22 protein-coding genes are annotated in these 20969 nt (G+C 69.1%); 15 read left to right on the top strand and 7 right to left on the bottom strand.

The window, feature by feature from the left end:
- Positions 1 to 2: 2 nt before the first annotated feature.
- From JDV09_RS17480 to JDV09_RS17470, 3 genes are all read right to left on the bottom strand, one after another.
- Positions 3 to 455 (bottom strand): VOC family protein, encoded by a 453-nt coding sequence (locus JDV09_RS17480; RefSeq protein WP_221370399.1) that lies wholly within the window; start codon positions 453 to 455, stop codon positions 3 to 5.
- A gap of 84 nt (positions 456 to 539) precedes the next feature.
- Positions 540 to 1160 carry a maleylpyruvate isomerase N-terminal domain-containing protein gene (locus tag JDV09_RS17475; RefSeq protein WP_221370398.1) on the bottom strand — a complete coding sequence of 207 codons (621 nt, stop codon included), beginning with the start codon at positions 1158 to 1160 and terminating at the stop codon, positions 540 to 542.
- Positions 1157 to 2275, bottom strand: coding sequence for a citrate synthase 2 (locus JDV09_RS17470; RefSeq protein ID WP_221370397.1), 1119 nt, complete (start codon positions 2273 to 2275; stop codon positions 1157 to 1159). The genes JDV09_RS17475 and JDV09_RS17470 overlap by 4 nt, the downstream gene beginning before the upstream one ends.
- Before the next feature lie 67 nt (positions 2276 to 2342).
- On the opposite strand from JDV09_RS17470, the gene pdxH reads away from it, so the two are divergent.
- The 5 genes from pdxH to JDV09_RS17445 all read left to right on the top strand — a co-directional run bounded on the left by pdxH (position 2343) and on the right by JDV09_RS17445 (position 7213).
- Positions 2343 to 2999, top strand: a complete 657-nt coding sequence (gene pdxH, locus JDV09_RS17465) for a pyridoxamine 5'-phosphate oxidase (protein WP_308124156.1) — start codon at positions 2343 to 2345, stop codon at positions 2997 to 2999.
- Positions 3000 to 3153: 154 nt separating this feature from the next.
- Complete coding sequence (locus JDV09_RS17460) at positions 3154 to 3801, top strand: TetR family transcriptional regulator (RefSeq protein ID WP_221370396.1); 648 nt, start codon at positions 3154 to 3156, stop codon at positions 3799 to 3801.
- 103 nt (positions 3802 to 3904) lie between these two features.
- Positions 3905 to 5209 carry a citrate synthase gene (locus tag JDV09_RS17455; protein WP_221370395.1) on the top strand — a complete coding sequence of 435 codons (1305 nt, stop codon included), beginning with the start codon at positions 3905 to 3907 and terminating at the stop codon, positions 5207 to 5209.
- Between the two features lie 134 nt (positions 5210 to 5343).
- The gene (locus JDV09_RS17450; protein ID WP_221370394.1) at positions 5344 to 6801 is read left to right on the top strand and encodes an MFS transporter; all 1458 of its coding nucleotides are present in this window, start codon (positions 5344 to 5346) and stop codon (positions 6799 to 6801) included.
- Positions 6791 to 7213 (top strand): MarR family winged helix-turn-helix transcriptional regulator, encoded by a 423-nt coding sequence (locus JDV09_RS17445; RefSeq protein ID WP_221370393.1) that lies wholly within the window; start codon positions 6791 to 6793, stop codon positions 7211 to 7213. The genes JDV09_RS17450 and JDV09_RS17445 overlap by 11 nt, the downstream gene beginning before the upstream one ends.
- Positions 7214 to 7216: 3 nt before the next feature.
- On the opposite strand, the gene JDV09_RS17440 is transcribed toward JDV09_RS17445, so the two are convergent.
- Positions 7217 to 7903 (bottom strand): sensor domain-containing protein, encoded by a 687-nt coding sequence (locus JDV09_RS17440; protein WP_221370392.1) that lies wholly within the window; start codon positions 7901 to 7903, stop codon positions 7217 to 7219.
- A 31-nt stretch (positions 7904 to 7934) separates the two neighbouring features.
- Positions 7935 to 8450 (bottom strand): Rv2240c family protein, encoded by a 516-nt coding sequence (locus tag JDV09_RS17435; protein ID WP_255605509.1) that lies wholly within the window; start codon positions 8448 to 8450, stop codon positions 7935 to 7937.
- Positions 8451 to 8838: 388 nt separating this feature from the next.
- Between JDV09_RS17435 and JDV09_RS17430 the strand changes: the two genes are divergently transcribed.
- From JDV09_RS17430 to JDV09_RS17420, 3 genes are read left to right on the top strand one after another with little or no spacing between them, the layout of a single operon-like run.
- Complete coding sequence (locus tag JDV09_RS17430) at positions 8839 to 9462, top strand: MspA family porin (RefSeq protein WP_308124155.1); 624 nt, start codon at positions 8839 to 8841, stop codon at positions 9460 to 9462.
- Between the two features lie 53 nt (positions 9463 to 9515).
- Positions 9516 to 10202 (top strand): MspA family porin, encoded by a 687-nt coding sequence (locus JDV09_RS17425; protein WP_221370389.1) that lies wholly within the window; start codon positions 9516 to 9518, stop codon positions 10200 to 10202.
- Entirely contained in the window at positions 10199 to 10840 is a 642-nt protein-coding gene (locus JDV09_RS17420; protein ID WP_255605508.1) for a hypothetical protein, read from the top strand. The genes JDV09_RS17425 and JDV09_RS17420 overlap by 4 nt, the downstream gene beginning before the upstream one ends.
- A gap of 10 nt (positions 10841 to 10850) precedes the next feature.
- Here JDV09_RS17420 and JDV09_RS17415 read toward each other — a convergent pair whose 3' ends face one another.
- Positions 10851 to 12437 carry a phytoene desaturase family protein gene (locus JDV09_RS17415; protein ID WP_308124154.1) on the bottom strand — a complete coding sequence of 529 codons (1587 nt, stop codon included), beginning with the start codon at positions 12435 to 12437 and terminating at the stop codon, positions 10851 to 10853.
- 68 nt (positions 12438 to 12505) lie between these two features.
- On the opposite strand from JDV09_RS17415, the gene JDV09_RS17410 reads away from it, so the two are divergent.
- Positions 12506 to 13258, top strand: coding sequence for an SDR family oxidoreductase (locus JDV09_RS17410; RefSeq protein WP_221370387.1), 753 nt, complete (start codon positions 12506 to 12508; stop codon positions 13256 to 13258).
- 201 nt (positions 13259 to 13459) lie between these two features.
- Entirely contained in the window at positions 13460 to 13822 is a 363-nt protein-coding gene (locus JDV09_RS17405; protein WP_221370386.1) for an FKBP-type peptidyl-prolyl cis-trans isomerase, read from the top strand.
- Positions 13823 to 13904: 82 nt separating this feature from the next.
- On the opposite strand, the gene prrA is transcribed toward JDV09_RS17405, so the two are convergent.
- On the bottom strand, positions 13905 to 14615 hold the full coding sequence (gene prrA, locus JDV09_RS17400) for a two-component system response regulator PrrA (protein ID WP_221370418.1): 711 nt from the start codon (positions 14613 to 14615) through the stop codon (positions 13905 to 13907).
- A gap of 110 nt (positions 14616 to 14725) precedes the next feature.
- On the opposite strand from prrA, the gene JDV09_RS17395 reads away from it, so the two are divergent.
- The 5 genes from JDV09_RS17395 (at position 14726) to JDV09_RS17375 (ending at position 20946) form a co-directional block, all read left to right on the top strand.
- Positions 14726 to 15706 carry a phospholipase D-like domain-containing protein gene (locus JDV09_RS17395; RefSeq protein ID WP_221370385.1) on the top strand — a complete coding sequence of 327 codons (981 nt, stop codon included), beginning with the start codon at positions 14726 to 14728 and terminating at the stop codon, positions 15704 to 15706.
- On the top strand, positions 15699 to 16283 hold the full coding sequence (locus tag JDV09_RS17390) for a chromate transporter (RefSeq protein ID WP_221370384.1): 585 nt from the start codon (positions 15699 to 15701) through the stop codon (positions 16281 to 16283). Before JDV09_RS17395 ends, JDV09_RS17390 begins: the two co-directional genes overlap by 8 nt.
- A complete protein-coding gene (locus JDV09_RS17385; protein WP_221370383.1) occupies positions 16280 to 16825 on the top strand; it encodes a chromate transporter in 546 nt (181 codons plus the stop codon). The genes JDV09_RS17390 and JDV09_RS17385 overlap by 4 nt, the downstream gene beginning before the upstream one ends.
- Before the next feature lie 279 nt (positions 16826 to 17104).
- Positions 17105 to 19066, top strand: a complete 1962-nt coding sequence (locus JDV09_RS17380) for an ABC transporter ATP-binding protein (protein ID WP_221370382.1) — start codon at positions 17105 to 17107, stop codon at positions 19064 to 19066.
- Positions 19063 to 20946 (top strand): ABC transporter ATP-binding protein, encoded by a 1884-nt coding sequence (locus JDV09_RS17375; RefSeq protein ID WP_221370381.1) that lies wholly within the window; start codon positions 19063 to 19065, stop codon positions 20944 to 20946. Before JDV09_RS17380 ends, JDV09_RS17375 begins: the two co-directional genes overlap by 4 nt.
- The last annotated feature ends 23 nt before the right edge of the window (positions 20947 to 20969 follow it).

Here is a 20969-nt window from a genome sequence, read left to right as displayed (position 1 = left end):
AGTCAGCCCGCGCCGCCCATCTGGGCCATGATCTCGGCCATGTCGACGTCGCGCACCGACTCGGCCAGCGACCAGTGGTGGCCGAACGGGTCGCGCACGATGCCGTAGCGGTCCCCCCAGAACTGGTCCTCCAACGGGTTGACCACGGTGGCACCGGCGTCGAGCGCCCGCTGGAACCGGCCGTCGACATCGGGTCCGTGCAGGTGGATCGTCACCGGGGTGCCGCCCAGCGCGGTCGGGGTGCTCGACTTTCCGTCGTTGAACTCCGGGAAGTCGTCGTTCAGGAACAACATGGCCCCGTTGATCCGCATCGCCGCGTGCATCAGCTTGCCGTCGGGGCCGGGTATGCGGGCCATCTCCTCGGCGCCGAACGCCTGGGCGTAGAAGTCCAGCGCCGCGGCGGCGTCGCCGACGACGAGGTGCGGTACCAGCATCGGGGTGTTGTCGATCGCCATGGGTCTTCCTCAGCTCGAGAGTGTTCCGGTCGCGGTTGCGCCGGTCACTCGTGTTGACCGGTCGGCGCGGGGAAACTCATCGGCTCAGACGACCGAAAAGCCGCCGGGTAGGCCGGTGCGGCCGGTCAGCGCGAGCAGCACCGAGGGCCCACTGCCCAGCGCCACCCCGATGCGCGCGGCCAGCGCCGCGGCGTCGGCCAGCACCTCGGCGGGCGGGCGGTGTTCGATGCCGATCGCGCGGGAGATGTCCAGGCCGTGCACGGCCAGCTCGAACGTGCGGGTCGGCAGATAGTTGCTCAGCCGCATGCCCAGCCCGCCGATCACCTCGATGAGCGGGTCGTCGACCGCGGCCAGATCGGCCAGCGCCCTGGCGACGAGGGCGTCCACGGCGCCCACCGGGTCCGCGCCCAGCTCGCGGCCGGCCCGGCGGCCACGTTCGACGATGGCGGCGGCGCCCAGGCCCGCGGTGACCTCCTGTATCGCCACGTAGTACCCCGCCGGACCGTCGACGTCCTCGCGGCGCGCCTCGGTCTGCAGGTAGGTGCTGACCGTGATCAGCGAGCGCGACGTGCGCCCGACCAGGTCGCGCACCGACCAGTCGCCCAGGCCCGGATCCTGCCAGCTCGATTCCGGGACGAGCCGGACCAGCTCCGCGAAACTCTCCGCCGCGGCGGTGAACACCTCCCGCGATCGGGCCGGGGTCATGTCCGGTTGATCAGGTTCCAGCCCTCGACGGACTCGGGGCTGCGCGGCTCGGGTCCGACGTAGATCGCCGAGGGCCGCACCAGCTTGCCCAGCCGCTTCTGCTCGAGGATGTGGGCACACCAGCCAGCCGTGCGGCCGCAGGTGAACATCGCCGGCATCATCCTCGGCGGGACCTGTGCGAAGTCGAGGATCACCGCCGCCCAGAACTCCACGTTGGTCTCGATCGCCCGGTCGGGCCGGCGTTCGCGCAGCTCGGTCAGCGCCGCCTGCTCCAGCGCGGCCGCCACCTCGTACCGCGGCGCGTGCAGGCGCTTGGCGGTCGCCCGCAGCACCCGCGCCCGTGGGTCCTCGGCGCGGTAGACCCGGTGCCCGAAGCCCATCAGCTTCTCGTTGCGGTCCAGGATGCCCCGGACCACCCCCCGGGCGTCACCGCTGCGCTCGGCTTCCTCGATCATCGGGATGACCCGGGCCGGGGCGCCGCCGTGCAGCGGGCCGCTCATCGCGCCGATCGCGCCGGACAGTGCGGCGGCCACGTCGGCGCCGGTGGACGCGATGACGCGCGCGGTGAACGTGGAGGCGTTCATACCGTGCTCGGCGGCGCTGACCCAGTAGGCGTCGATGGCCTCGACGTGGCGCGGGTCCGGGTCGCCCTGCCAACGGGTCATGAAGCGAGCGGTCACGGTCTGGCACTCGTCGACCGTGCGCTGCGGCACCGCGGGCTGGTAGATGCCGCGCGCGGACTGCGCGACATAGGACAGTGCCATCACCGAGGCGCGCGCGAGCTGGTCGCGGGCGGTGTCGTCGTCGATGTCCAGCAGCGGGCGATAGCCCCAGATCGGCGCCAGCATCGCCAGCCCGGCCTGCACGTCGACCCGGACGTCGCCGCTGTGGATCGGCAGTGGGAACGGCTCGGCCGGGGGCAGCCCGTTTCCGAAGTGGCCGTCCACCAACAGGCCCCACACGTCGCCGAAGGTGACCCGGTGGGCGACCAGGTCCTCGATGTCGACGCCGCGGTAGCGAAGTGCCCCACCGTCCTTGTCCGGCTCGGCGATCTCGGTCTCGAACGCCACCACACCCGCCAGCCCGGGGGCGAAATCCTTCGGCACCAAAGTCATGGGCCGATTCTTGCACCCGGGTCCGGTAGCTGAGCAGGCAGTGGGGCCCCGGGCGTAGCGTTGGTCCGTGGGTACTTCTGATCACCTCGCACGGATGCGGGTCGAGTACGGATCGGTGGAGAAGGACGGCAGCAGCGACCTGGACGCCGACTGGCTGGACGTGGGTTGGGTCGCCTTGCTGCACGCCTGGATGACCGAGGCCCAGCAGGCCGGGGTGGCGGAGTCCAACGCGATGGTCGTCGGCACCGTGGACGGCCACGGTAGGCCGGTCACGCGCACGGTCCTGTGCAAGAGCGTGGATGAGTCCGGTGTCTCCTTCTATACCAACTACGACTCCGACAAGGGCGAGCAGCTGGCGGCCAACCCCTACGCGTCGGCGACCTTCCCCTGGTACGCGATGGGACGCCAGGTTCATGTGCGCGGGCCGGTCAGCAAGGTGTCTGCGCAGCAGACGGCCGACTACTGGGCCCAGCGCCCGCGCGGGTCCCAACTCGGGGCGTGGGCCTCGCAGCAGAGCCGGCCGATCGCCTCCCGCGTTGCGCTGCTGGATCGGCTCGCCGAGGTCACCGAGCGGTTCGCCGGTGTCGACGAGGTGCCGGTGCCGCCGCACTGGGGCGGTTACCTGATCGCGCCGGAGGTCGTCGAGTTCTGGCAGGGCCGGGAGAACCGGGTGCACAACAGGATTCGTGTCCGGGATGGCGTCGTCGAGCGGCTGCAGCCCTGAGTGACCGGAAACCGTCCGCCCCGGCCGCGGGCAGGGTGTTCGCGGTACCGGGTCGCCGCCGGCCGACCGCCGCCGGCATTTCCGCCCGGTGACCGACTGTCCGGCCACAGCCGATTCTCACGAAATTCACAACCTCCGGGACTAGCATCCTGACGTGGTCATGGTGAGGGGGGAGCCCGAGCTGGGCTTGCGGGAACGCAAGAAGCGCCGCACCCGCGCCACCCTTATCGACGCGGCCGTGGGGTTGTGCGAGCAGCAGGGTTTCGACGAAACGACCGTGGACCAGATCGCCGCCATCGCCGACGTCTCGCCCCGGACGTTCAGCCGTTACTTCGCCTCCAAGGATGCGATCGCGATCGCGCTGATCGACGAGGTGATCGAGCAGGCGGCGGTCGAGCTCGCCGGACAGCCGCCCGAGATCAGCCACTTCGAAGCCTTGCGGCGCGCCTACATCGCGATGGCCGAGCGCAGCAGGAAAGCCACCGCGGGTGGGTTGACATCGGACCGGTTGCTGCAGATCGTGCGGATCGTCGTCTCCTCGGGCGCGCTGCGGCAGGCGGTGCTCGAGTACCGCGCGACCTCGGTCGACCGGGTGTTGGCCCGACGGATGGGCGCCACAGTCGACGATCGCAGGGTCAAGCTGGTCGCCGCGGTGTGGGGGGCCGTGCTGATGACCACGCTCAGAGACGTGATGGACAGCGTGACCGCCGCCGCCGACCTGACCATCGAGCGCCTGGTGGCGATGTTCGAGGCCGCCTACGCCGAATTGGTCGACGAATTCGCTGCTCTGCGACCGGTCTGAGCGAACAGCCCGCCCCCCGCGGGCATGACCGCGGGAATGGGACTACCTTCTGTAGGCAGACTCAGTGACCTCGGATTGACCGATAGACACCGAAGGGATCCCAGTGGCCGAAAACGCCGAAGCCGGGCAGGAGCACGCCGTACTGAAGTACCCGGGTGGCGAGCTCGAACTTGACATCGTGAAGGCCACCGAGGGAGCCGACGGCATCGCGCTGGGGCCGCTGCTGGCCAAGACCGGATACACGACGTTCGACGGCGGTTTCGTCAACACCGCGTCCACCAAGAGCGCGATCACCTACATCGACGGCGACGCCGGCATCCTGCGCTACCGCGGCGTCCCCATCGAGCAACTCGCCGAGAAGTCGACGTTCATCGAGGTCAGCTACCTGCTGATCTACGGCGAGCTACCCACCAAGGTGCAGTTGGAGAAGTTCACCACCCAGATCCAGCGGCACACCCTGCTGCACGAGGATCTGAAGCGCTTCTTCGACGGCTTTCCCCGCAATGCGCACCCGATGCCCGTGCTGTCCAGCGCGGTCAACGCGCTGAGCGCCTACTACCAGGATTCGCTGGATCCGTTCGACCCCACGCAGGTCGAGTTGTCCACCATCCGGCTGCTGGCCAAGCTGCCGACCATCGCCGCCTATGCCTACAAGAAGTCCGAGGGTCAGCCCTTCCTGTACCCGGACAACTCGCTGACGCTGGTGGAGAACTTCCTGCGGATGACGTTCGGGTTCCCCGCCGAGCCCTACGAGGTCGACCCCGAGATCGTGCGGGCGCTGGACATGCTGTTCATCCTGCACGCCGACCACGAGCAGAACTGCTCGACGTCGACGGTGCGGTTGGTGGGTTCGTCGCAGGCCAACCTGTTCACGTCGATCTCGGGCGGCATCAACGCGCTGTGGGGCCCGTTGCACGGCGGCGCCAACCAGGCGGTGCTGGAGATGCTGGAGAAGATCCGCAAGGACGGCGGCGACGTCGCGTCCTTCGTCAAGAAGGTGAAGAACCGCGAGGACGGCGTGAAGCTGATGGGCTTCGGTCACCGGGTGTACAAGAACTACGATCCGCGCGCCCGGATCGTCAAGGAGCAGGCCGACAAGATCCTCGGCAAGATCGGCGTGCAGGACGATCTGCTCGACATCGCCAAGTCGCTCGAGGAGATCGCGCTGACCGACGACTTCTTCGTCGAGCGCAAGTTGTATCCCAACGTCGACTACTACACCGGCGTCATCTACCGGGCCATGGGCTTCCCGACCCGGATGTTCACGGTGCTGTTCGCGCTGGGACGGCTGCCCGGCTGGATCGCGCACTGGCGGGAGATGCACGGGGAGCCCAACAAGATCGGGCGGCCCCGCCAGATCTACACCGGGTACACCGAGCGCGACTACGTCGGCCTCGACTCCCGCTGACTTTCTTTCCCGCGAGCGTGCATGTCTGCACGCCGACGCGCCGCGATTGGCGGCAGTTTCCGTGCGCTCGCCGGTCGTCAGCGTCACACCTGTGCCGCTTGCATTTCAGACAGTTGTAGTTTCACAATTGTTGTGTGATTGACACCGTCGACACGACGACGCCCAGGCGCAAGGCCGTCATCCTGGTCTCCTGCTGCCTGAGCCTGCTCATCGTGTCGATGGACGCCACCATCGTCAACGTAGCGATCCCGTCGATCCGCACCGATCTGGGCGCCACGTCCGCGCAGATGCAGTGGGTGGTGGACGTCTACACGCTGGTGCTGGCGTCGCTGCTGATGCTCTCCGGGGCCACCGGGGACCGGTTCGGTCGTCGGCGGGTGTTCCAGATCGGGCTGACGATCTTCGCCGTCGGATCGCTGGCCTGCAGCCTCGCCCCGACCATCGACACGCTGATCGCCGCGCGACTGCTCCAGGGCATCGGCGGATCGATGCTCAACCCCGTTGCGTTGTCGATCATTTCGCAGATATTCGTCGGTCGTGTCGAGCGAGCCCGCGCGCTGGGGGTGTGGGGTGGCGTGGTCGGGATATCGATGGCGATGGGCCCGATCGTCGGCGGCCTGCTCATCGAATCCATCGGTTGGCGCTCGGTGTTCTGGATCAATCTGCCCATCTGCGCCGCCGCGATCGTGCTGACCGCGGTGTTCGTCCCGGAGTCCAAGTCCGCGACGATGCGCAACATCGACCCGGTCGGGCAGGCGCTGGCGGTGCTGTTCCTGTTCGGTGTCGTCTACACCCTGATCGAGGGTCCCGGACTCGGCTGGACCAATCCCCGCGTGGTGGCCGTCGCGGTCCTGGCGGCCGTCGCGTTCGGCGCGTTCCTGCACTATGAGTCCCGCCGCCCCGACCCGTTCCTCGACCTGCGGTTCTTCCGCAGCGTCCCGTTCACGGCGGCGACCGTCAGCGCGGTCAGCGCCTTCGCCGCCTGGGGTGCGTTCCTGTTCATGATGTCGCTGTATCTGCAGGGCCAGCGCGGGTTCTCGGCCATGCACACCGGCCTGATCTACCTGCCGATCGCGATCGGTGCGCTGCTGTTCTCGCCGCTGTCCGGCCGGCTGGTGGGCCGCTTCGGGGCCCGCCCGTCGCTGGTCGCCGCGGGCGTGCTGATCTCGGCGGCCGCGACGATGCTGACGTTCCTGACCGCGGCGACGCCGGTGTGGCAGATGCTGGTGGTCTTCGCGGTGTTCGGCGTCGGGTTCTCGATGGTCAACGCTCCGATCACCAACGCCGCGGTGAGCGGCATGCCGCTCGACCGGGCCGGCGCAGCCTCGGCGGTGACGTCGACCAGCAGGCAGGTGGGGGTGAGCATCGGTGTGGCGCTGTGCGGTTCGGTGGCCGGTGTTGCGATGGCGACGCTGGGCGCCGACATCGCCGCGGCCGCCCGCCCGATGTGGTTCATCTGTGTCGTTCTCGGCCTGGGGATCCTGGGACTGGGCCTGTACGCGACGTCGTCCCGGGGGGTGCGCTCGGCCGAGCGCCTCGCGCCGCTGATCTCCGGCGAAGCTGCGCGACTGGAGGGTGCACATGCCCGATGACGGGTCGGCGGGCGACGACGTCTGGCGTGACCTGGCCGCATTCGTCATCGAGAACCGTGACAGCTGGAAACGGGCGGTCGTCGAGCAGTCGGGCCTACCGTTCAGCCGAATCCGGATCCTGCGGCGGCTCAACCGGACTCCGATGACGGTCAAGCAGATCGCCGCCGCGGCGACGATCGATGCGCCCGCGGCCACGGTCGCCGTCAACGATCTCGAGGACCGCGGTCTGGTGATCCGCCGGGTCGACCCGTCCAATCGGCGCAGCAAGGTGGTGTCACTGACCGATGCCGGCCGGCAGGCGGTGCAGGGGATCGACGCCGTGCACGACCCGGCGCCCGAGGCGTTGGCGGTGTTGTCGGACCGGGATCTGGCCGAGCTGCGCAGGATCTTGAACAAGCTCAGGGACAGCTGAGCCCTAGCCGGCCGCGACGTTGGCCTCGATGGCGGTCGCGATGTCGGCGGCCTGGTCGACCGGGGTGTTCTGGAATCTGCACGCCTGTACGTCGATGATCACGTTGGCGGCCAGCGCCAGCACGTGCTGGCAGGTGCGCACGTCATCGCCGGTGCCGCGGGTGATCGGCATCGTCAGCCGGGTGTCGGTCTGCGCGAGTTCGCCGCTGCGCCAACGGGGGAGAGGTTTGTCGTTGAGCGTGATGTTGACGCGGTGGTCGGTGCACTCGGCCCACCTGCCCGCCGACCGGGTGAAAAAGTCGCGTGCCGTGTCCGCACTCTCGTAGAGCACCACGGACTGCACCGCGACGCTGTTCCACTGATCGCTGTCCGGCTCCCGCAGTGTCTGCCGGCGTACGCCCAGCCAGTTGCCGGTGCCGCGTTCCCCGTAGACGGCCGCCTCGGTGGTCTGCCAGACGCCGAGGCAGTTCAGGTTGGGCAGCAGGTTGCGGTTGTCGCCCATCGCGGTGACGGGCGTCAGCGGTGTCAGCCGGGCGCCCATCACCGCATCGACTTCGGCAGCGTCGAGCAGCAGCCCGTCCAGTGACGAAGCCGCGACGACGGGCGCGTCCGTCGTCTCCGGTGCGGGTGCACAGGCGCAACCGGCCAGCGCAACGGTCAGCAGTGCCAGCCCGCCGGCCGCCTTCCTCATCGGGCTCTCCGGCCGGGCAGTGGATCCGGTGTCATGCGTGGGTGCCGGCGGCCGCGCAGGCCTCCTGGACGGCATAGGCGTCGCCGTTCATCTCCATCACCGTGGTGTCCAGGGTCTCGCCGGTTCCCCTGAGGCCCATCTTGAGCAGCAGTTTGGTTGCGCCCAGCGACCACGATCGCATCGGAGAAGCGATCTCCGGCGGTAGACCCGGCGTGTTCGCCGCCGACAGTGCTTCGGCCGCTCCCTGGCGCAGCGCGGTCCGGCTCAGCACGTTGCTGCTCCTGATCATGTCGGTGTAGCCGGGCTGATCGTAGGTCTCGAGGGCCTCGGCGAAGTTCTCGTAGTAGAGCGACGTGCTGTCGAGAACGATCGCGAAATCGCCGCACGCCGACACCGCAGCGGGGTTTGCGCCGGCGGTCGTCGGAGCCATCACCTGGACGGGGCCTGCCGCCGGATCGACGGTTCCAGCGGCGTCGGCGGGATCGGCCGACGCACTCGCCGCGAGCGCACACCCGAGGCCCAGCGCGAGCGTCGGGGGTGCGATCAACCGCCGCCACCGTGCGACTGCCCACCCCATCCGACACCTCCCCAGGTCATCAATGCGATCCTGCCCGCAAAGCGGTCCCGCCGCGACGTCAGAGGCCATCGAGGTCCCAGCGGTGTTCGGATCCTGGCTGTCGCCGCCGCGTCCCGCGACTGAAAGATAACGGATCGCGCGCGGGCCGCCGCAACCGTGACGAGGTCCGGGTATTACCAGCGTGGGCCATTTGCTCTTCATTTACCATTGGGAAACCGGCCGCTACGATACTCCTCGCGTCAGGCTGTTTTGACACTTGTCGAGTATTTGCGAAAGGCTGGTCATTCAGCCACGAGAGGCCGGTATGTCACGACGTCTTGCTGCTCTGGCCGTTTGCTGTGTGATCTTTCCCGGGATCGTGGCACCGTCCGCATCGGCACAGCCGGCGCCGGGCCCACCGCCCGGAGAGCCGGGTCCGCCGCTTCCCGCTCCGGCGGGCGTGGTGCCCTCCGGACCCCCCGGGGTGCTCGAGACCCCGGACGGCTGGCATCTGACGGTGACCGGCAGCGACGAGTCGCACCTTCCGGTCGCGCCGCTGACGACGGCGATCACCTCTCGCGAGTACCTCGTCAGCGGCACCTACAGCGCCGAGATCACCGGCGCGGGATCGACCCAGCTGACCGGCGGCACGCTGGAGGCCGGCCAGCAGATCGGCTGCGGGATCATCAACGAGGAATACGAGATGAGCCCCAATGGGTCGATGACCCCGTCGATCAACGTTCCTCTTGTTGGGGCGCCGATGTTCAGCTTCGGCGCCTCCCTGGAAGGCAAGGTCTACCTCTCGCCGGGTGCCACCAACACCGTTTCCATCGAGAAGAAGTCGTTCAAGGGCACGTCGTCCCGGATATCTGTCAACGGTGTCCGCGTCAGGGTCGACCAGTGCGCCGGGCAGTCCTTCATCCGCTCCTATGCGACGCTGGTCAGCTCGACCGACAACACCGACGACGTCGTCACCTATCTCGGCGTCACCACCGCCGTGTGACTCATGGCGCGCATGACATCGTCGGCTCCTTCGATGGGAGGCACCAGCACATCATGTTGAGACAATCTGCCGCGCTTGCCATCGGGGTGTTGGTTGTCGGTGCGTCGGTGGCGACGCCGCCGGTGGTTTCTGCGCAACCCGCCCCGCCCGGTCCGGTGCCCGGCGACCCCGTACCACCGCCACCGGACAATGGTGTGGTGGCGTCGGCTGCACCGGGCACCGTGATCACGCCCGACGGGTGGACGATCACGGTCGTGGCCTCGGACGAAAGCCAGCTGCCGGTGGCGCCGCTGACCACCGCGACATCGTCGCGCGAGTACCTGGTCGGCGGCACCTTCGCCGGCGCGGTAACCGGCAACGGCATTACCGAGTTGACCGGCGGCACGCTCGATGTCGGCTACCAGATCGGCTGCGGAGCCGAATTGAAGCAGATGCGGTTGTTGGGCCAGGCCGGGATCGGCACCTCGGGGTCCTCGATCGGTTCACCCGTCCCCGGCGGACTGTCGGCGCCGATCTCGGGCAAGGTCGAGATCCACCCGCGGCCGGGTACCGTGACGCAGGTCTCGGTCGACAAGAAGACGTTCAAAGAGGCGCCGGTGCGGGTCACCCTGAAGGACATCCACATCAAGGTCGACGGCTGTATCGGGCAGTCGTTCATCCGGTCCTACGCGACGCTGACCAGTACCACCGCGGACACCAGCGACGTGGTCGCCTACTACGGCGTCACCAAGGCCGTATGAGACGCGCCATGGGGTACCCGACACGAGTGCTGGTCGGCCTGCTGACGGCCTGGGCGGCGATCGCCTTCGCCGCATCCGCATCGGCCGACCCGGCCGATCCCGTCCCCCCCGCCGTGCCGCCCGCGCCGGTGGTGGCCCCGTCCCAGCCGGTGGGGCCGTCGCTACCCGGTATCGGCGTACCACTGGGACCCGACCTGCTCGCCCAGACCGGTTCGGCCGGGTCGGGTCTGCTCGGGCAGCCCGCAATCACGGGGCTCGACCCCATGACGGTCCTCGGGCAGCAACCGGTTCCGTCGCCGCCCGGTTCCGGACCCGGAACGCCGCCGAACCTGTCGATCTTCAACAATGCCTACACGCTCGGTCAGTACCTCGAGCCGTCCGCACCCGGCGAGGGCGTCCAGTTCGGCGTACCCCCGGGCGAGGAGAACGCCGACCTCGGTCGGCTGGAGTGGTTCGGTCGGTTCCTCGACATGTACCGCGACGGCCGGCTGACGGGTGGAATGCTCGGTCAGATGCCGGAATCGCAGCTGGGCCAGCCACTTCCCGGTACCGCACCGCTGCCGGGGACCAACATCCCGCCGGGTCTCGTGGAGTATCTACCGCCACCTCCGGCACCGCCATCGGCGCCGACTGAATAGTTCGGGATCGTCAGTTCCCCCGGGAGCGCGTGGCCGACCCTTCCAGCACGGCCATCGCCGCGTTGTGCCCGCCGATTCCGGAGACCGCGCCACCACGGCGGGCGGCCGACCCGCACAACAGGATTCGTGCGTGTCCGGTGCTCACACCCCAGCGGCGGGCCGGCGTGTCCAGCGGATCGTCGTCCTCGGCGAACGGCCACTGCAGTGCGCCGTGGAAGATGTTGCCCGCGGTCATCCCCAGGGTGGCCTCCAGGTCGGCAGTCGTCGCCGCCTCGATGCACGGACGGCCGGAGGCGTCGCTCATCACGACATCCTGAATCGGTTCGGCGAGAACCGAGTTCAGCGAATCCAGGACCGCAGCCGTCAGCCGTAAGCGCATCCGGTCCGGGTCCGGGGCCGTCAGCTGGTGCGGGGTGTGCAGCCCGAACACCGTCAGGGTCTGCGCGCCGGCGGTACGCAGTTCCCCGGACAGGATGGTGGGGTCGGTCAGCGAATGGCAGTAGATCTCGGCCGGCAGGGGATCAGGCAACTGGCCGCCGGCCGCACGCGCCCGGGCCGATTCGAGTTGGGTGAAGGTCTCGTTGATGTGGAAGGTGCCCCCGAACGCCTGCTCGGCGCTGACCGCACCGTCACGCAGCCGGGGCAGCCGGGTCAGCATCATGTTGACCTTGATCTGGGCTCCGGACGCGGCCGGCGGCGGTTGCTCACCCAGCAGGTGGCTCAGCGTCGTCGGTGTCACATTGGCCAGGATCGCCCCGGCTTGCACACGGTGTTCGTCGCCGCGGATGCGATAACGCACCTCACCGTCCGGGTCGACCGCGAACACCTCTGCGCCGGTGACGATCTCGGCTCCAAATCCGTTGGCGGCACCGGCCAGCGCCGCGCTCACCGCACCCATGCCGCCGACCGGTACGTTCCACTCGCCCGTTCCGCCGCCGAGCCAGTGGTAGAGGAAGCAGACGTTCTGCACGAGGGATGGCTCGTCGAGCGCGGCGAACGTCCCGATCAGTGCGTCGGTGGCCAGCACCCCGCGCACCAGATCGCTGTGTACCGCCTCGGCGATGGTCTGGCCGATCGGCCTGCCGGTGAGCTCCCGCCAGAAGGCGGTGGCATCGGCACCGCCGTCGGCCACCACCCGGTCGACGGCGGCGCGCACGGGCAGCGGCTCGGTCAACGTCGGCCACAGCTGCTGCGTCACCAGCCGGCAGCGGCGGCCGAAGTCCGCGAAGTACTTCTCGTCGGCCGCGGCGCCGACCGCACCGAAGGTGTGCGGCGGACCGATCAGCAGGCCGGTCGCCCCGCCGGTGGCCGGGTCCGGGGTGTAGGAGGAGTACCGGCGGCGGGCCAGTGGGATCCGGACGCCGAGATCCTCGACGATACGGCCGGGCAACAGGCTGACCAGATACGAGTAGCGCGACAACCGGGCCGCCACCCCGTCGAAGGCCAGCGCCGAGACGGCCGCGCCGCCCACGTGGTCGAGCCGCTCCAGCACCAGCACGCGGCGCCCGGCGCGGGCCAGGTAGGCGGCCGCGACCAGGCCGTTGTGACCGCCGCCGACGACGACGGCGTCGTACGCCGGGTCTTGATCGGGGGACACGCCTACAGTGTGCATCCCCACCCGCCGGCCGCCGAGCGGATCCCCAGCCCCCGAGATGTAATGGCCGGATGAGTTCGCGCAGCGCCGTGGTCACCGGAGCGTCGAGCGGCATCGGTCTGGCCGTCTCCCAGGCGTTACGTGAGGAGGGTTTCGCGCTGACCATGGCGGCCCGCGATCCGGTCAAGCTGGCCGCGGCGGCGCACGCGCTGGCCGGCTCCGACGGGCCACCGGTGCACCACCTCGCCGGTTCGGTGGCCGACGAGGCCTTCCTCGACGAGATCGTCGCATTCCAGACCCAGACCTTCGGGTCGCTGGACATCCTGGTCAACAACGCCGGGGTGTCCGGGCACCGACTCGTCGGCGATATCACCGCCGACTTCCTGGACAACCAGCTGGCGGTCAACATCCGGGCCGTGGTGCTGCTGACCGGGAAATGTCTGGGGCTGCTGAAATCGGCGGTGCGGCAGCGCGGATCGGCCCAGGTCGTCAACACCGCGTCGAACGCGGGCAAGCGCGGCGAGGCCACGCTGTCCTCGTACTCGGCGACCAAGGCCGCCGTGGTCGGGTTCACCGAGTCGCTGCACGACGAGCTGGCCACCTCGGGTATCCGCGCCACCGCGGTGTGTCCCGGCCTGGTCGATACCCCGATGGCGGACCCGTTCCGCGACAGCATCGCCGCATCGGCGATGATCACCCCGCGCGATGTCGCCGAGGTGGTCCGGATGACCACCCGCCTGTCCGCGGCCTGCATCGTGCCCGAGATCGTGTTGCTGCGGCCCACCGAATGGCTGCAGCCCGAGGAGGTGCGCCCGGCGGTCTAGCGGCGGCTCAGACGATCGACTCCGCATGACGTGGGTTGTCCGTCAATGGTTTTCGGTGCCCGCGATGCGTGCCTGATGGTCCGGCCGTTCGGCCCGGTTCAGGTGGGTCGTCACCCTGGTGCCACCCGGCAGCCGCAAGCGGCGTCGACGACGAGGAACCGCTCGCGCAGGCCCGTTGACGGCGCGGTTTAGGGTGGTCGAATGGCGACCAAACCTGAGATCGACTTCCCCGACGGTCCGGCACCGACCGAGCTCGTCATCGACGACCTCGTCGTCGGCGACGGCCCCGAGGCCGTGCCCGGCGCCAACGTCGAGGTGCACTATGTCGGAGTCGAGTACGACACCGGCGAGGAGTTCGACAGCTCCTGGAACCGCGGCCAGTCGATCGAGTTCCCGCTGCGCGGCCTGATCAAGGGCTGGCAGGACGGTATCCCCGGGATGAAGGTCGGCGGGCGCCGCAAGCTGACCATCCCGCCCGAGCAGGCCTACGGTCCTGCCGGTGGCGGGCACCGGCTGTCGGGCAAGACGCTCATTTTCGTCATCGACCTGCTCGGCACCCGCTGACCCGTCAGACCCGCCGAAACTGAACAAATGTGCGTGAAATCGGCGACGAGTCGACCACAAGTTCGGTTTCGGCACCGGCGGCCTACTGCTGCCTGAGCACGAACCCCACGCCGCGGACGGTGTGCAGCAGCCGTGGCGCGCCCCCGGCCTCCAGCTTGCGCCGCAGGTAGCCGATGAACACGTCGACGACGTTGGTGTCGGCGGCGAAGTCGTAGCCCCAGACCAGCTCCAGCAGCTGCGCGCGGGACAGCACCGCGGTCTTGTGCTCGGCGAGCACCGCCAGCAGATCGAACTCCCGCTTGGTCAGGTCGACGTCCACGCCCTCGACGCGAGCGCGCCGGCCGGGGATGTCCACCTCCAGCGGACCGACGGTGATGGTCTCCGAGGAGAACGTCGCGGTCGCGCCGCGTCGGCGCAGCAGCGCCTTGACCCTGGCCACCAGCTCGGCCAGCACGAACGGTTTCACCAGGTAGTCGTCGGCGCCGGCCTCCAGGCCGGCCACCCGGTCGTCGACCGAGGACCGGGCCGAGAGCACGCAGACCGGCACGTCGTTGTCCATCGCGCGCAGCGCGGTCACCACGGACACACCGTCGAGAACCGGCATGTTGATGTCGAGCACGATCGCGTCGGGGCGGGTCTCGGTCGCGCTGCGCAGCGCCTCGGCCCCGTCCACCGCGGTGAACACCTCGAACCCGGACAGCCGCAGGCCGCGCTCCAGCGAGGCCAGGACGTCGGGATCGTCGTCGACCACGAGCACCCGGGGGGAGCCCACACCACTGTCCATGCCCGCAATCTTGCCTGATGGATCCGCCGGTTCGCGGGACGCTGGGCGCGAGCCCGGCTGACCTGCGTGTCAGAGCTGTGCGTCAGCTGCCGATAACCTGAAGCTGTTACCGTCCGCCCATGGCCCCTGTGCTGATCGTGGAGCCGGACGACGGGCTGGACCCCGTGCTGGACTTCATCGGCTCGGCACACCGCACATTGCGCATCAAGCAGTTCACGTTCACCGACGACGATCTCGTCGACGCGGTGATCGCCCGGAGCCGTGCCGGGGTCGACGTGCGGGTGATGCTCAACGCGGCCAAGTCGGGCGGGGAGCGCGCCAACGACGAGACCTACGCCAGCCTCGACGAGGCCGGCGTCAGTGTGGCGTGGTCGAACCCGGCGTTCTACGTCACTCACGAGAAGTCGATGGTGGCCGACGATCACACCGCCCTGATCGCCACCTTCAACCTGTGCACCAAGTACTTCACCCGGACCCGTGATTTCGGCGTGGTGACCGCCGACCCGGCTCAGGTGGCGCAGGTCATCGAGGGATTCGAGGCCGACTGGGGGCACCACGACTGGGAGCCCGGTGTCGACACCGGGTTGCTGTGGAGCAACGCCAACTCACGCAACGTGATGGCCCAGTTCATGGACACGGCGGCCGAACTGCTGGAGGTCCAGCACCCCAAGTTCGTCGACACCGTCATCCTCGACCGGATCGTCGCCGCGGCGGCGCGGGGGGCGAAGGTCCGGGTGCTGTGCGGCGGCCGGCACGGCATCAGCGACAGCGACGTGCTGGACACCTTCGCGTCGTTGCGCACGCTACACAAGTTCGGCGTCAAGGTGCGCAAGCAGCGCAACTTCCGGGCCCACGCCAAGCTGGTGATCGTCGATCGGCAACGGGCGCTGGTGGGCTCGATGAACATCGACCGCAGCGCGTTCGATCTGCGGCGCGAACTCGGGGTGGTGCTCGACGACCCCGCGATCGTCGGGCGGCTGCGCACGGTGTTCAAGCAGGATTGGAAGTCCGGGAAGCGCTACGACGCGCCGGATCCGTTGGACCCGGTCGGGCACGTCGAGGACGACTTCCCGTTCGACCCGGAACTCTTGCATGAGTGAGCCGGCCCCGCGGGTCCCGCTGGTGAAGCTGGCGCTGGCCTTCAACCACATCGCGTTGGCGTCGTTCGGCGGTGGTCTGTCGGCGTGGTCCCGTGAGGTGCTGGTCGTGGAGAAGGGCTGGATCGGCGAGAAGGAATTCCTCTCCGCGATGACCATGTGCCGGATCCTTCCGGGGGCCAACCAGGTCAACCTCGCGGTCTTCGCGGGCACCAAGCTGCGCGGCGCGGCCGGTGCGGTCGCGGCCATCCTCGGCCTGATCACCGTCCCGGTGACCTTGATGCTGGTGGCGGCCTTCGCCTACTTCCGGTTCAAGGAGATCCCCGCCGTCGACGGGGCACTGCACGGGGCATCCTCGGCGGCGGTCGCGCTCACCTTCACGATGGTCATCAAAACCGGCCGGGTCTGTCTGACCGGCCTCGTGCCGGTGGCGCTCTTCGCCCTGGCCTTCCTGCTCAGCGGCGTGGTGCGCTGGCCGCTGATCGTGGTGCTGGCCATCGTCGCACCACTGGGCCTGCTGTGGGCCTGGCCGCGGCGGCGGACCGGGGAGCCGGAGAACTCGGGACGGTCCGCGTCGTGAGTACCTACCTCGAGCTGGTTCTGCTGTTCGGTTCGTTGTCACTGATGTCGATCGGCGGCGGCAACGTGGTGCTGCCCGAGATGCACCTGAGCGCGGTGGACGACTACCACTGGCTGACCAGTCGCCAGTTCGCCGACGTGTTCTCGGTCTCCCAGGCGGCGCCGGGTCCCAGCATCCTGATCGTCACGCTGATCGGGTACGGCGCCGGCCTGCAGGCCGGCGGTGTGCCCGGCGCGATCCTCGGCGGGTTGGTCGCCACCGCCTCGATGATCATCCCGGCCGCCGGCCTGGTATTCGTCGTGACGCAGTTCTGGCAGCGCGCCGAGCAGTCGAAATGGCGTATCGCCGTCGAGAAGGGCTTCGCGCCGATGACCGTCGGCCTGATCCTGGCCACGTCGCTGGTGATGAGCCGGGCGGCCGACCATGACTGGCGGGCCTATCTGCTGACCGCCGTGTGCACCGTGATCTTCGTGTTCACCAAGGTCAACCCGCTGGTGGTGGTGGCGGGCGCGGCCGTGCTGGGCTATTTCAGCATCGTGTAGGCCCGGGCGGAAGCGGTTGACCTCAATCGTTGTTGAGGTCCTACGGTGAATTCATGAGCTTGGAGACGGTCGCGCGACAGTCCCTGTACCGGCAGACGCAGGCACGGGGCGGTGAGCTGCGTGCGCCGGCCGGCGCCGAGGCGTTCTTCAGCCCGACCCAGTTCGGCGCCGCTGACCGCCGAAATGGCATTCCGGCAGGGCCGCACTCGAACTTCCGCTGCCGGAATGCGAGTTCGGCAAACGGGTTGACCGGTTGCCGGCGGTGGGAAGGTCTGCGGAGTGGTTGACGCCCGGCCCAGCGCGCTGCACAGCGCCCCCGCGATCGCACCGCCACCGCGACGAGCCCGCCCCAGCTCGGACCTGTGGCGGATGTTGCCGTACCTGATGCCCTACCGGGTGCGCTGGATCGCGATGGTCGTGACGGCACTGGCCAGCCTGGTGGCCACCGTCGCGATTCCGCTGATGACCAAGGCGGTGATCGACGGCCCGGTGCGGCACCAGGATCAGCAGGGACTGTGGCTGCTCGGCGCCGCGGCGATGGGCGTCGGCGCCGCCGAGGCGGTGCTGTGGTTCATCCGCCGCTGGCTGGTGTCGCGGGCCACCATGGGGGTGGAGGCCGACATCCGCAAGGACCTCTACGCGCGGCTGCAGATCCTGCCGATGGCGTTTCACGGCCGCTGGCAGTCCGGCCAGCTGCTGTCGAGGATCATGAACGACCTCGCCACGATTCGGCGGTTCATGTCGTTCGGCTTGATCTTCCTGATGCTCAACGTTCTGCAGATCACCGTCGTCACCGCGATCCTGCTGGCGATGTACTGGCCGCTGGGCGTCGTGGTGCTGGTGTCGATCGTGCCGATCACCGTGACGGTGCTGCATTTTCAGCAGGAGTACACCCGGCTGTCGCGGCTGGCGCAGGATCAGGCCGGCCACGTCGCCACGCACGTCGAAGAATCTGCGCTGGGGCTGCGGGTGATCAAGTCGTTCGGCCGGGAGGACTACGTCTACGACCGGTTCGACGAGCAGTTGACCGACCTGTACGACACCCAGGTCAGCCGGGTGTCGGTGTCGGCCAGGTTCTGGACGCTGCTGGAGATCATCCCGAACCTGACGCTGATCCTGGTGCTGGGCTTCGGGGCCTACGCCGCCGGCCACGGATACGTCACGATGGGCACCCTCGTCGCGTTCATCACGATGATGCTGTCGCTGGTGTGGCCGATCGCCTCGCTGGGGTTCCTGCTGTCGATGACCCAGGAGTCGTTCACCGCGGCCAACCGGATCGCCGAGATCTTCGACGCGCCGGTGGAGATCACCGACGGACCCGTCGACCGGACGCCGCGCGGCGGACGGCTCGAGTTGGTGGACGTCGGCTTCCGGTTCCCCGACAGTGACGAGTGGGCCCTGCGCCACGTCACCGTCACCGTCGAGCCCGGCGAGACGCTGGCGCTGGTCGGGTCCACCGGTTCGGGCAAGTCCGTTCTCGCCGCGCTGATCTCGCGGCTCTACGACGTCACCGAGGGGCAGATCCGCATCGACGGCCGAGACATCCGCGACCTGTCGCTCGACGCGTTACGGCGCGCCGTGGCGACCGCGTTCGAGGACCCGACGCTGTTCTCGATGTCGGTCGCCGAGAACCTCACGCTGGGCCGGTCCCGGGACGACCCGGCCACCGACGAGGAGATCCACCGAGCCGTCGACACCGCCGCCGCGCACTTCGTCGACGACCTGCCCTACGGCCTGCAGACCCGGATCGGTGAGCAGGGCATGAGCCTGTCCGGCGGTCAGCGCCAACGCCTTTCGCTGGCCCGCGCGATCCTCGCCGCACCCAGGGTCCTGGTGCTCGACGACACCCTCTCGGCGCTCGACGTGCACACCGAGGCGGTCGTCGAGGAGGCGCTGCGCCGGGTGCTCGAGTCCGTGACCGGCATCGTGGTGGCCAATCGCGCCTCGACGGTGATGCTGGCCGACCGGGTCGCGCTGCTGCAGAACGGAACGATCACCCACGTCGGCACCCACGCCGAGCTGCTGGCCACCGTCCCTCAGTACCGGTATCTGCTGGCCGCCGACGACGAGCTCGACGACGGCGCCGAGCGCGAGCTCAACGTCGACGGGCGGTTGCGCGAGGAGCAGATCGACATCGACGGTCGCTTGCGCGGGGAGCAGACCGGCATCGCCGGGCGCTTGCGCGAGGACATCGACGGACAGCACCGCCTGGACCGCGAGATCCTGGAGCGACGGCCATGACCGCCGGCGATGAGCGCTTGCGCGAAGAGCAGACCGCCGCCGATGAGCGCTTGCGCGAAGGGCAGGGGACCCGGCAGGAATGGCGGGGGCGGTTCGACGAGAACACCGATCTGCCGATCGACGAGACCAGGCCGCGCCGGCAGGAGGCGCGGGCTCTGCTGGGCACCCTGCTGCGGCCCTACCGGTGGACGCTGGCGGTGCTCGCCGTCGTCGTCGTGGTGCAGAACGCCGCGCGGCTGTCGGTGCCGTTGCTGGTGCAGAAGGGCATCGACGACGGCATCCCGCCGCTGCTGGCGGGCGGGTCGGCCCGCACCCTGATGACGATCGTCGCGGCACTGTGTGTCGTCGTCGCGGTGCAGGGCGCCAGCCGGATGTACTTCCTGCGCCGCTCCGGCCGCACCGGCCAGCGGGTGCTGCTCGAGCTGCGCAGGCGGGTGTTCCGGCATTTCGGGCGTCTGGACGTGGCGTTTCACGACCGCTACACCTCGGGCCGGGTGGTGAGCCGGTCCACCAACGACGTCGAAGCCATCCAGGACATGCTCGAGACCGGGTTCGACGGGCTGATCACCGCGGTCCTGACGCTGGCGGGCACCGCCGTTCTGCTGGTCGTCCTCGACGTCAAGCTCGGGCTGATGTGCCTGGCGGCGTTCCCGTTCCTGGTGGCGCTGGTGTGGTGGTTCCGCCGGGAGTCGGCCAAGACCTACCGCGAGGTGCGCGAGAGCGCCGCGCTGGTCATCGTGCAGTTCGTCGAGACGATGACGGGCATCAAGGCGGTGCAGGCCTACCGGCGCGAGCCGCGCAACCAGGAGATCTTCGAGGACGTCGCCGACCGCTACCGGGCGATCAACGAGAAGACGTTCAAGCTGCTGGCCGTGTTCATGCCCGGCGTCAAGCTGGTCGGGAACATCACCACCGGGGTGGTGCTGCTCTACGGCGGCTACCGGGTGCTGCACGGTGAGATGACCATCGGCACGCTCGCCGCGTTCCTGCTGTATCTGCGCATGTTCTTCGAGCCGATGCAGGAGATCTCACAGTTCTTCAACACGTTCCAGTCGGCGGCGTCGGCGCTGGAGAAGCTTGCCGGGGTGTTGGCCGAGAAGCCCGGTATCGCCGATCCCGCCAGGCCGGTCGCGCTGCCGGTCGTCCGCGGTGAGATCGCGCTGCGCGACGTGCGGTTCGAATACGTGCCGGGACACCCGGTGCTGCCCGGGCTGGATCTGGCGGTCCCGGCCGGACAGACGGTCGCGCTGGTCGGCACCACCGGTGCGGGCAAGACGACGATCGCCAAGCTGATCACGCGCTTCTACGATCCGGTGGCGGGCACCGTGACGCTCGACGGGGTGGACCTGCGCGATATCGCCCAGGCCGAGTTGCGTCGCCACGTCGTGATGGTCACCCAGGAGAACTTCATGTTCGGCGGAACCGTCGCCGACAACATCCGGTTCGGCCGGCCGGAGGCCACCGACGAGGACGTCCGGGCCGCGGCCCGAGCGGTCGGCGCGCACGGCTTCATCGAGGTACTGCCCGACGGATACCGCACCGACGTCGCCAGGCGCGGCGGGCGACTGTCCGCGGGTCAGCGACAGCTGGTCGCGTTCGCGCGCGCCCTCCTCGCCGACCCCGCCGTGCTGATCCTCGACGAGGCCACCTCGTCGCTGGACATCCCCAGCGAGCGGATGGTGCAGCGGGCACTGGAGACGGTCCTGGCCGACCGGACGGCGCTGGTGATCGCCCACCGGCTCTCCACGGTCCAGATCGCCGACCGCGTCCTGGTTCTCGAACACGGCCGCGTCGTCGAAGACGGTCCCCCGGACGAACTCGTCGGTGGCCAGGGGCACTACGCCGCACTTCACGACGCCTGGCTCAAATCGCTGTCCTGATTGATGGCGGGATGGGGCCGATG

The sequence above is a fragment of the Mycolicibacterium xanthum genome (genome assembly GCF_019710635.1).
GTDB classification, from domain to species: domain Bacteria; phylum Actinomycetota; class Actinomycetes; order Mycobacteriales; family Mycobacteriaceae; genus Mycobacterium; species Mycobacterium xanthum.
The sequence above is the reverse complement of the archived record's forward strand: the minus strand, read 5'-3'. Positions and strand labels throughout refer to the sequence as shown.

What these genes read in the sequence shown, in the direction of transcription:
- JDV09_RS17480 (WP_221370399.1), bottom strand. Translation starts at nt 455, where the DNA reads ATGGCGATCGACAACACCCCGATGCTGGTACCGCACCTCGTCGTCGGC.
- JDV09_RS17475 (WP_221370398.1), bottom strand. Translation starts at nt 1,160, where the DNA reads ATGACCCCGGCCCGATCGCGGGAGGTGTTCACCGCCGCGGCGGAGAGT.
- JDV09_RS17470 (WP_221370397.1), bottom strand. Translation starts at nt 2,275, where the DNA reads ATGACTTTGGTGCCGAAGGATTTCGCCCCCGGGCTGGCGGGTGTGGTG.
- JDV09_RS17445 (WP_221370393.1), top strand. Translation starts at nt 6,791, where the DNA reads ATGCCCGATGACGGGTCGGCGGGCGACGACGTCTGGCGTGACCTGGCC.
- JDV09_RS17440 (WP_221370392.1), bottom strand. Translation starts at nt 7,903, where the DNA reads ATGAGGAAGGCGGCCGGCGGGCTGGCACTGCTGACCGTTGCGCTGGCC.
- JDV09_RS17425 (WP_221370389.1), top strand. Translation starts at nt 9,516, where the DNA reads ATGTTGAGACAATCTGCCGCGCTTGCCATCGGGGTGTTGGTTGTCGGT.
- JDV09_RS17420 (WP_255605508.1), top strand. Translation starts at nt 10,199, where the DNA reads ATGAGACGCGCCATGGGGTACCCGACACGAGTGCTGGTCGGCCTGCTG.
- JDV09_RS17410 (WP_221370387.1), top strand. Translation starts at nt 12,506, where the DNA reads ATGAGTTCGCGCAGCGCCGTGGTCACCGGAGCGTCGAGCGGCATCGGT.
- JDV09_RS17405 (WP_221370386.1), top strand. Translation starts at nt 13,460, where the DNA reads ATGGCGACCAAACCTGAGATCGACTTCCCCGACGGTCCGGCACCGACC.
- JDV09_RS17395 (WP_221370385.1), top strand. Translation starts at nt 14,726, where the DNA reads ATGGCCCCTGTGCTGATCGTGGAGCCGGACGACGGGCTGGACCCCGTG.
- JDV09_RS17390 (WP_221370384.1), top strand. Translation starts at nt 15,699, where the DNA reads ATGAGTGAGCCGGCCCCGCGGGTCCCGCTGGTGAAGCTGGCGCTGGCC.
- JDV09_RS17375 (WP_221370381.1), top strand. Translation starts at nt 19,063, where the DNA reads ATGACCGCCGGCGATGAGCGCTTGCGCGAAGAGCAGACCGCCGCCGAT.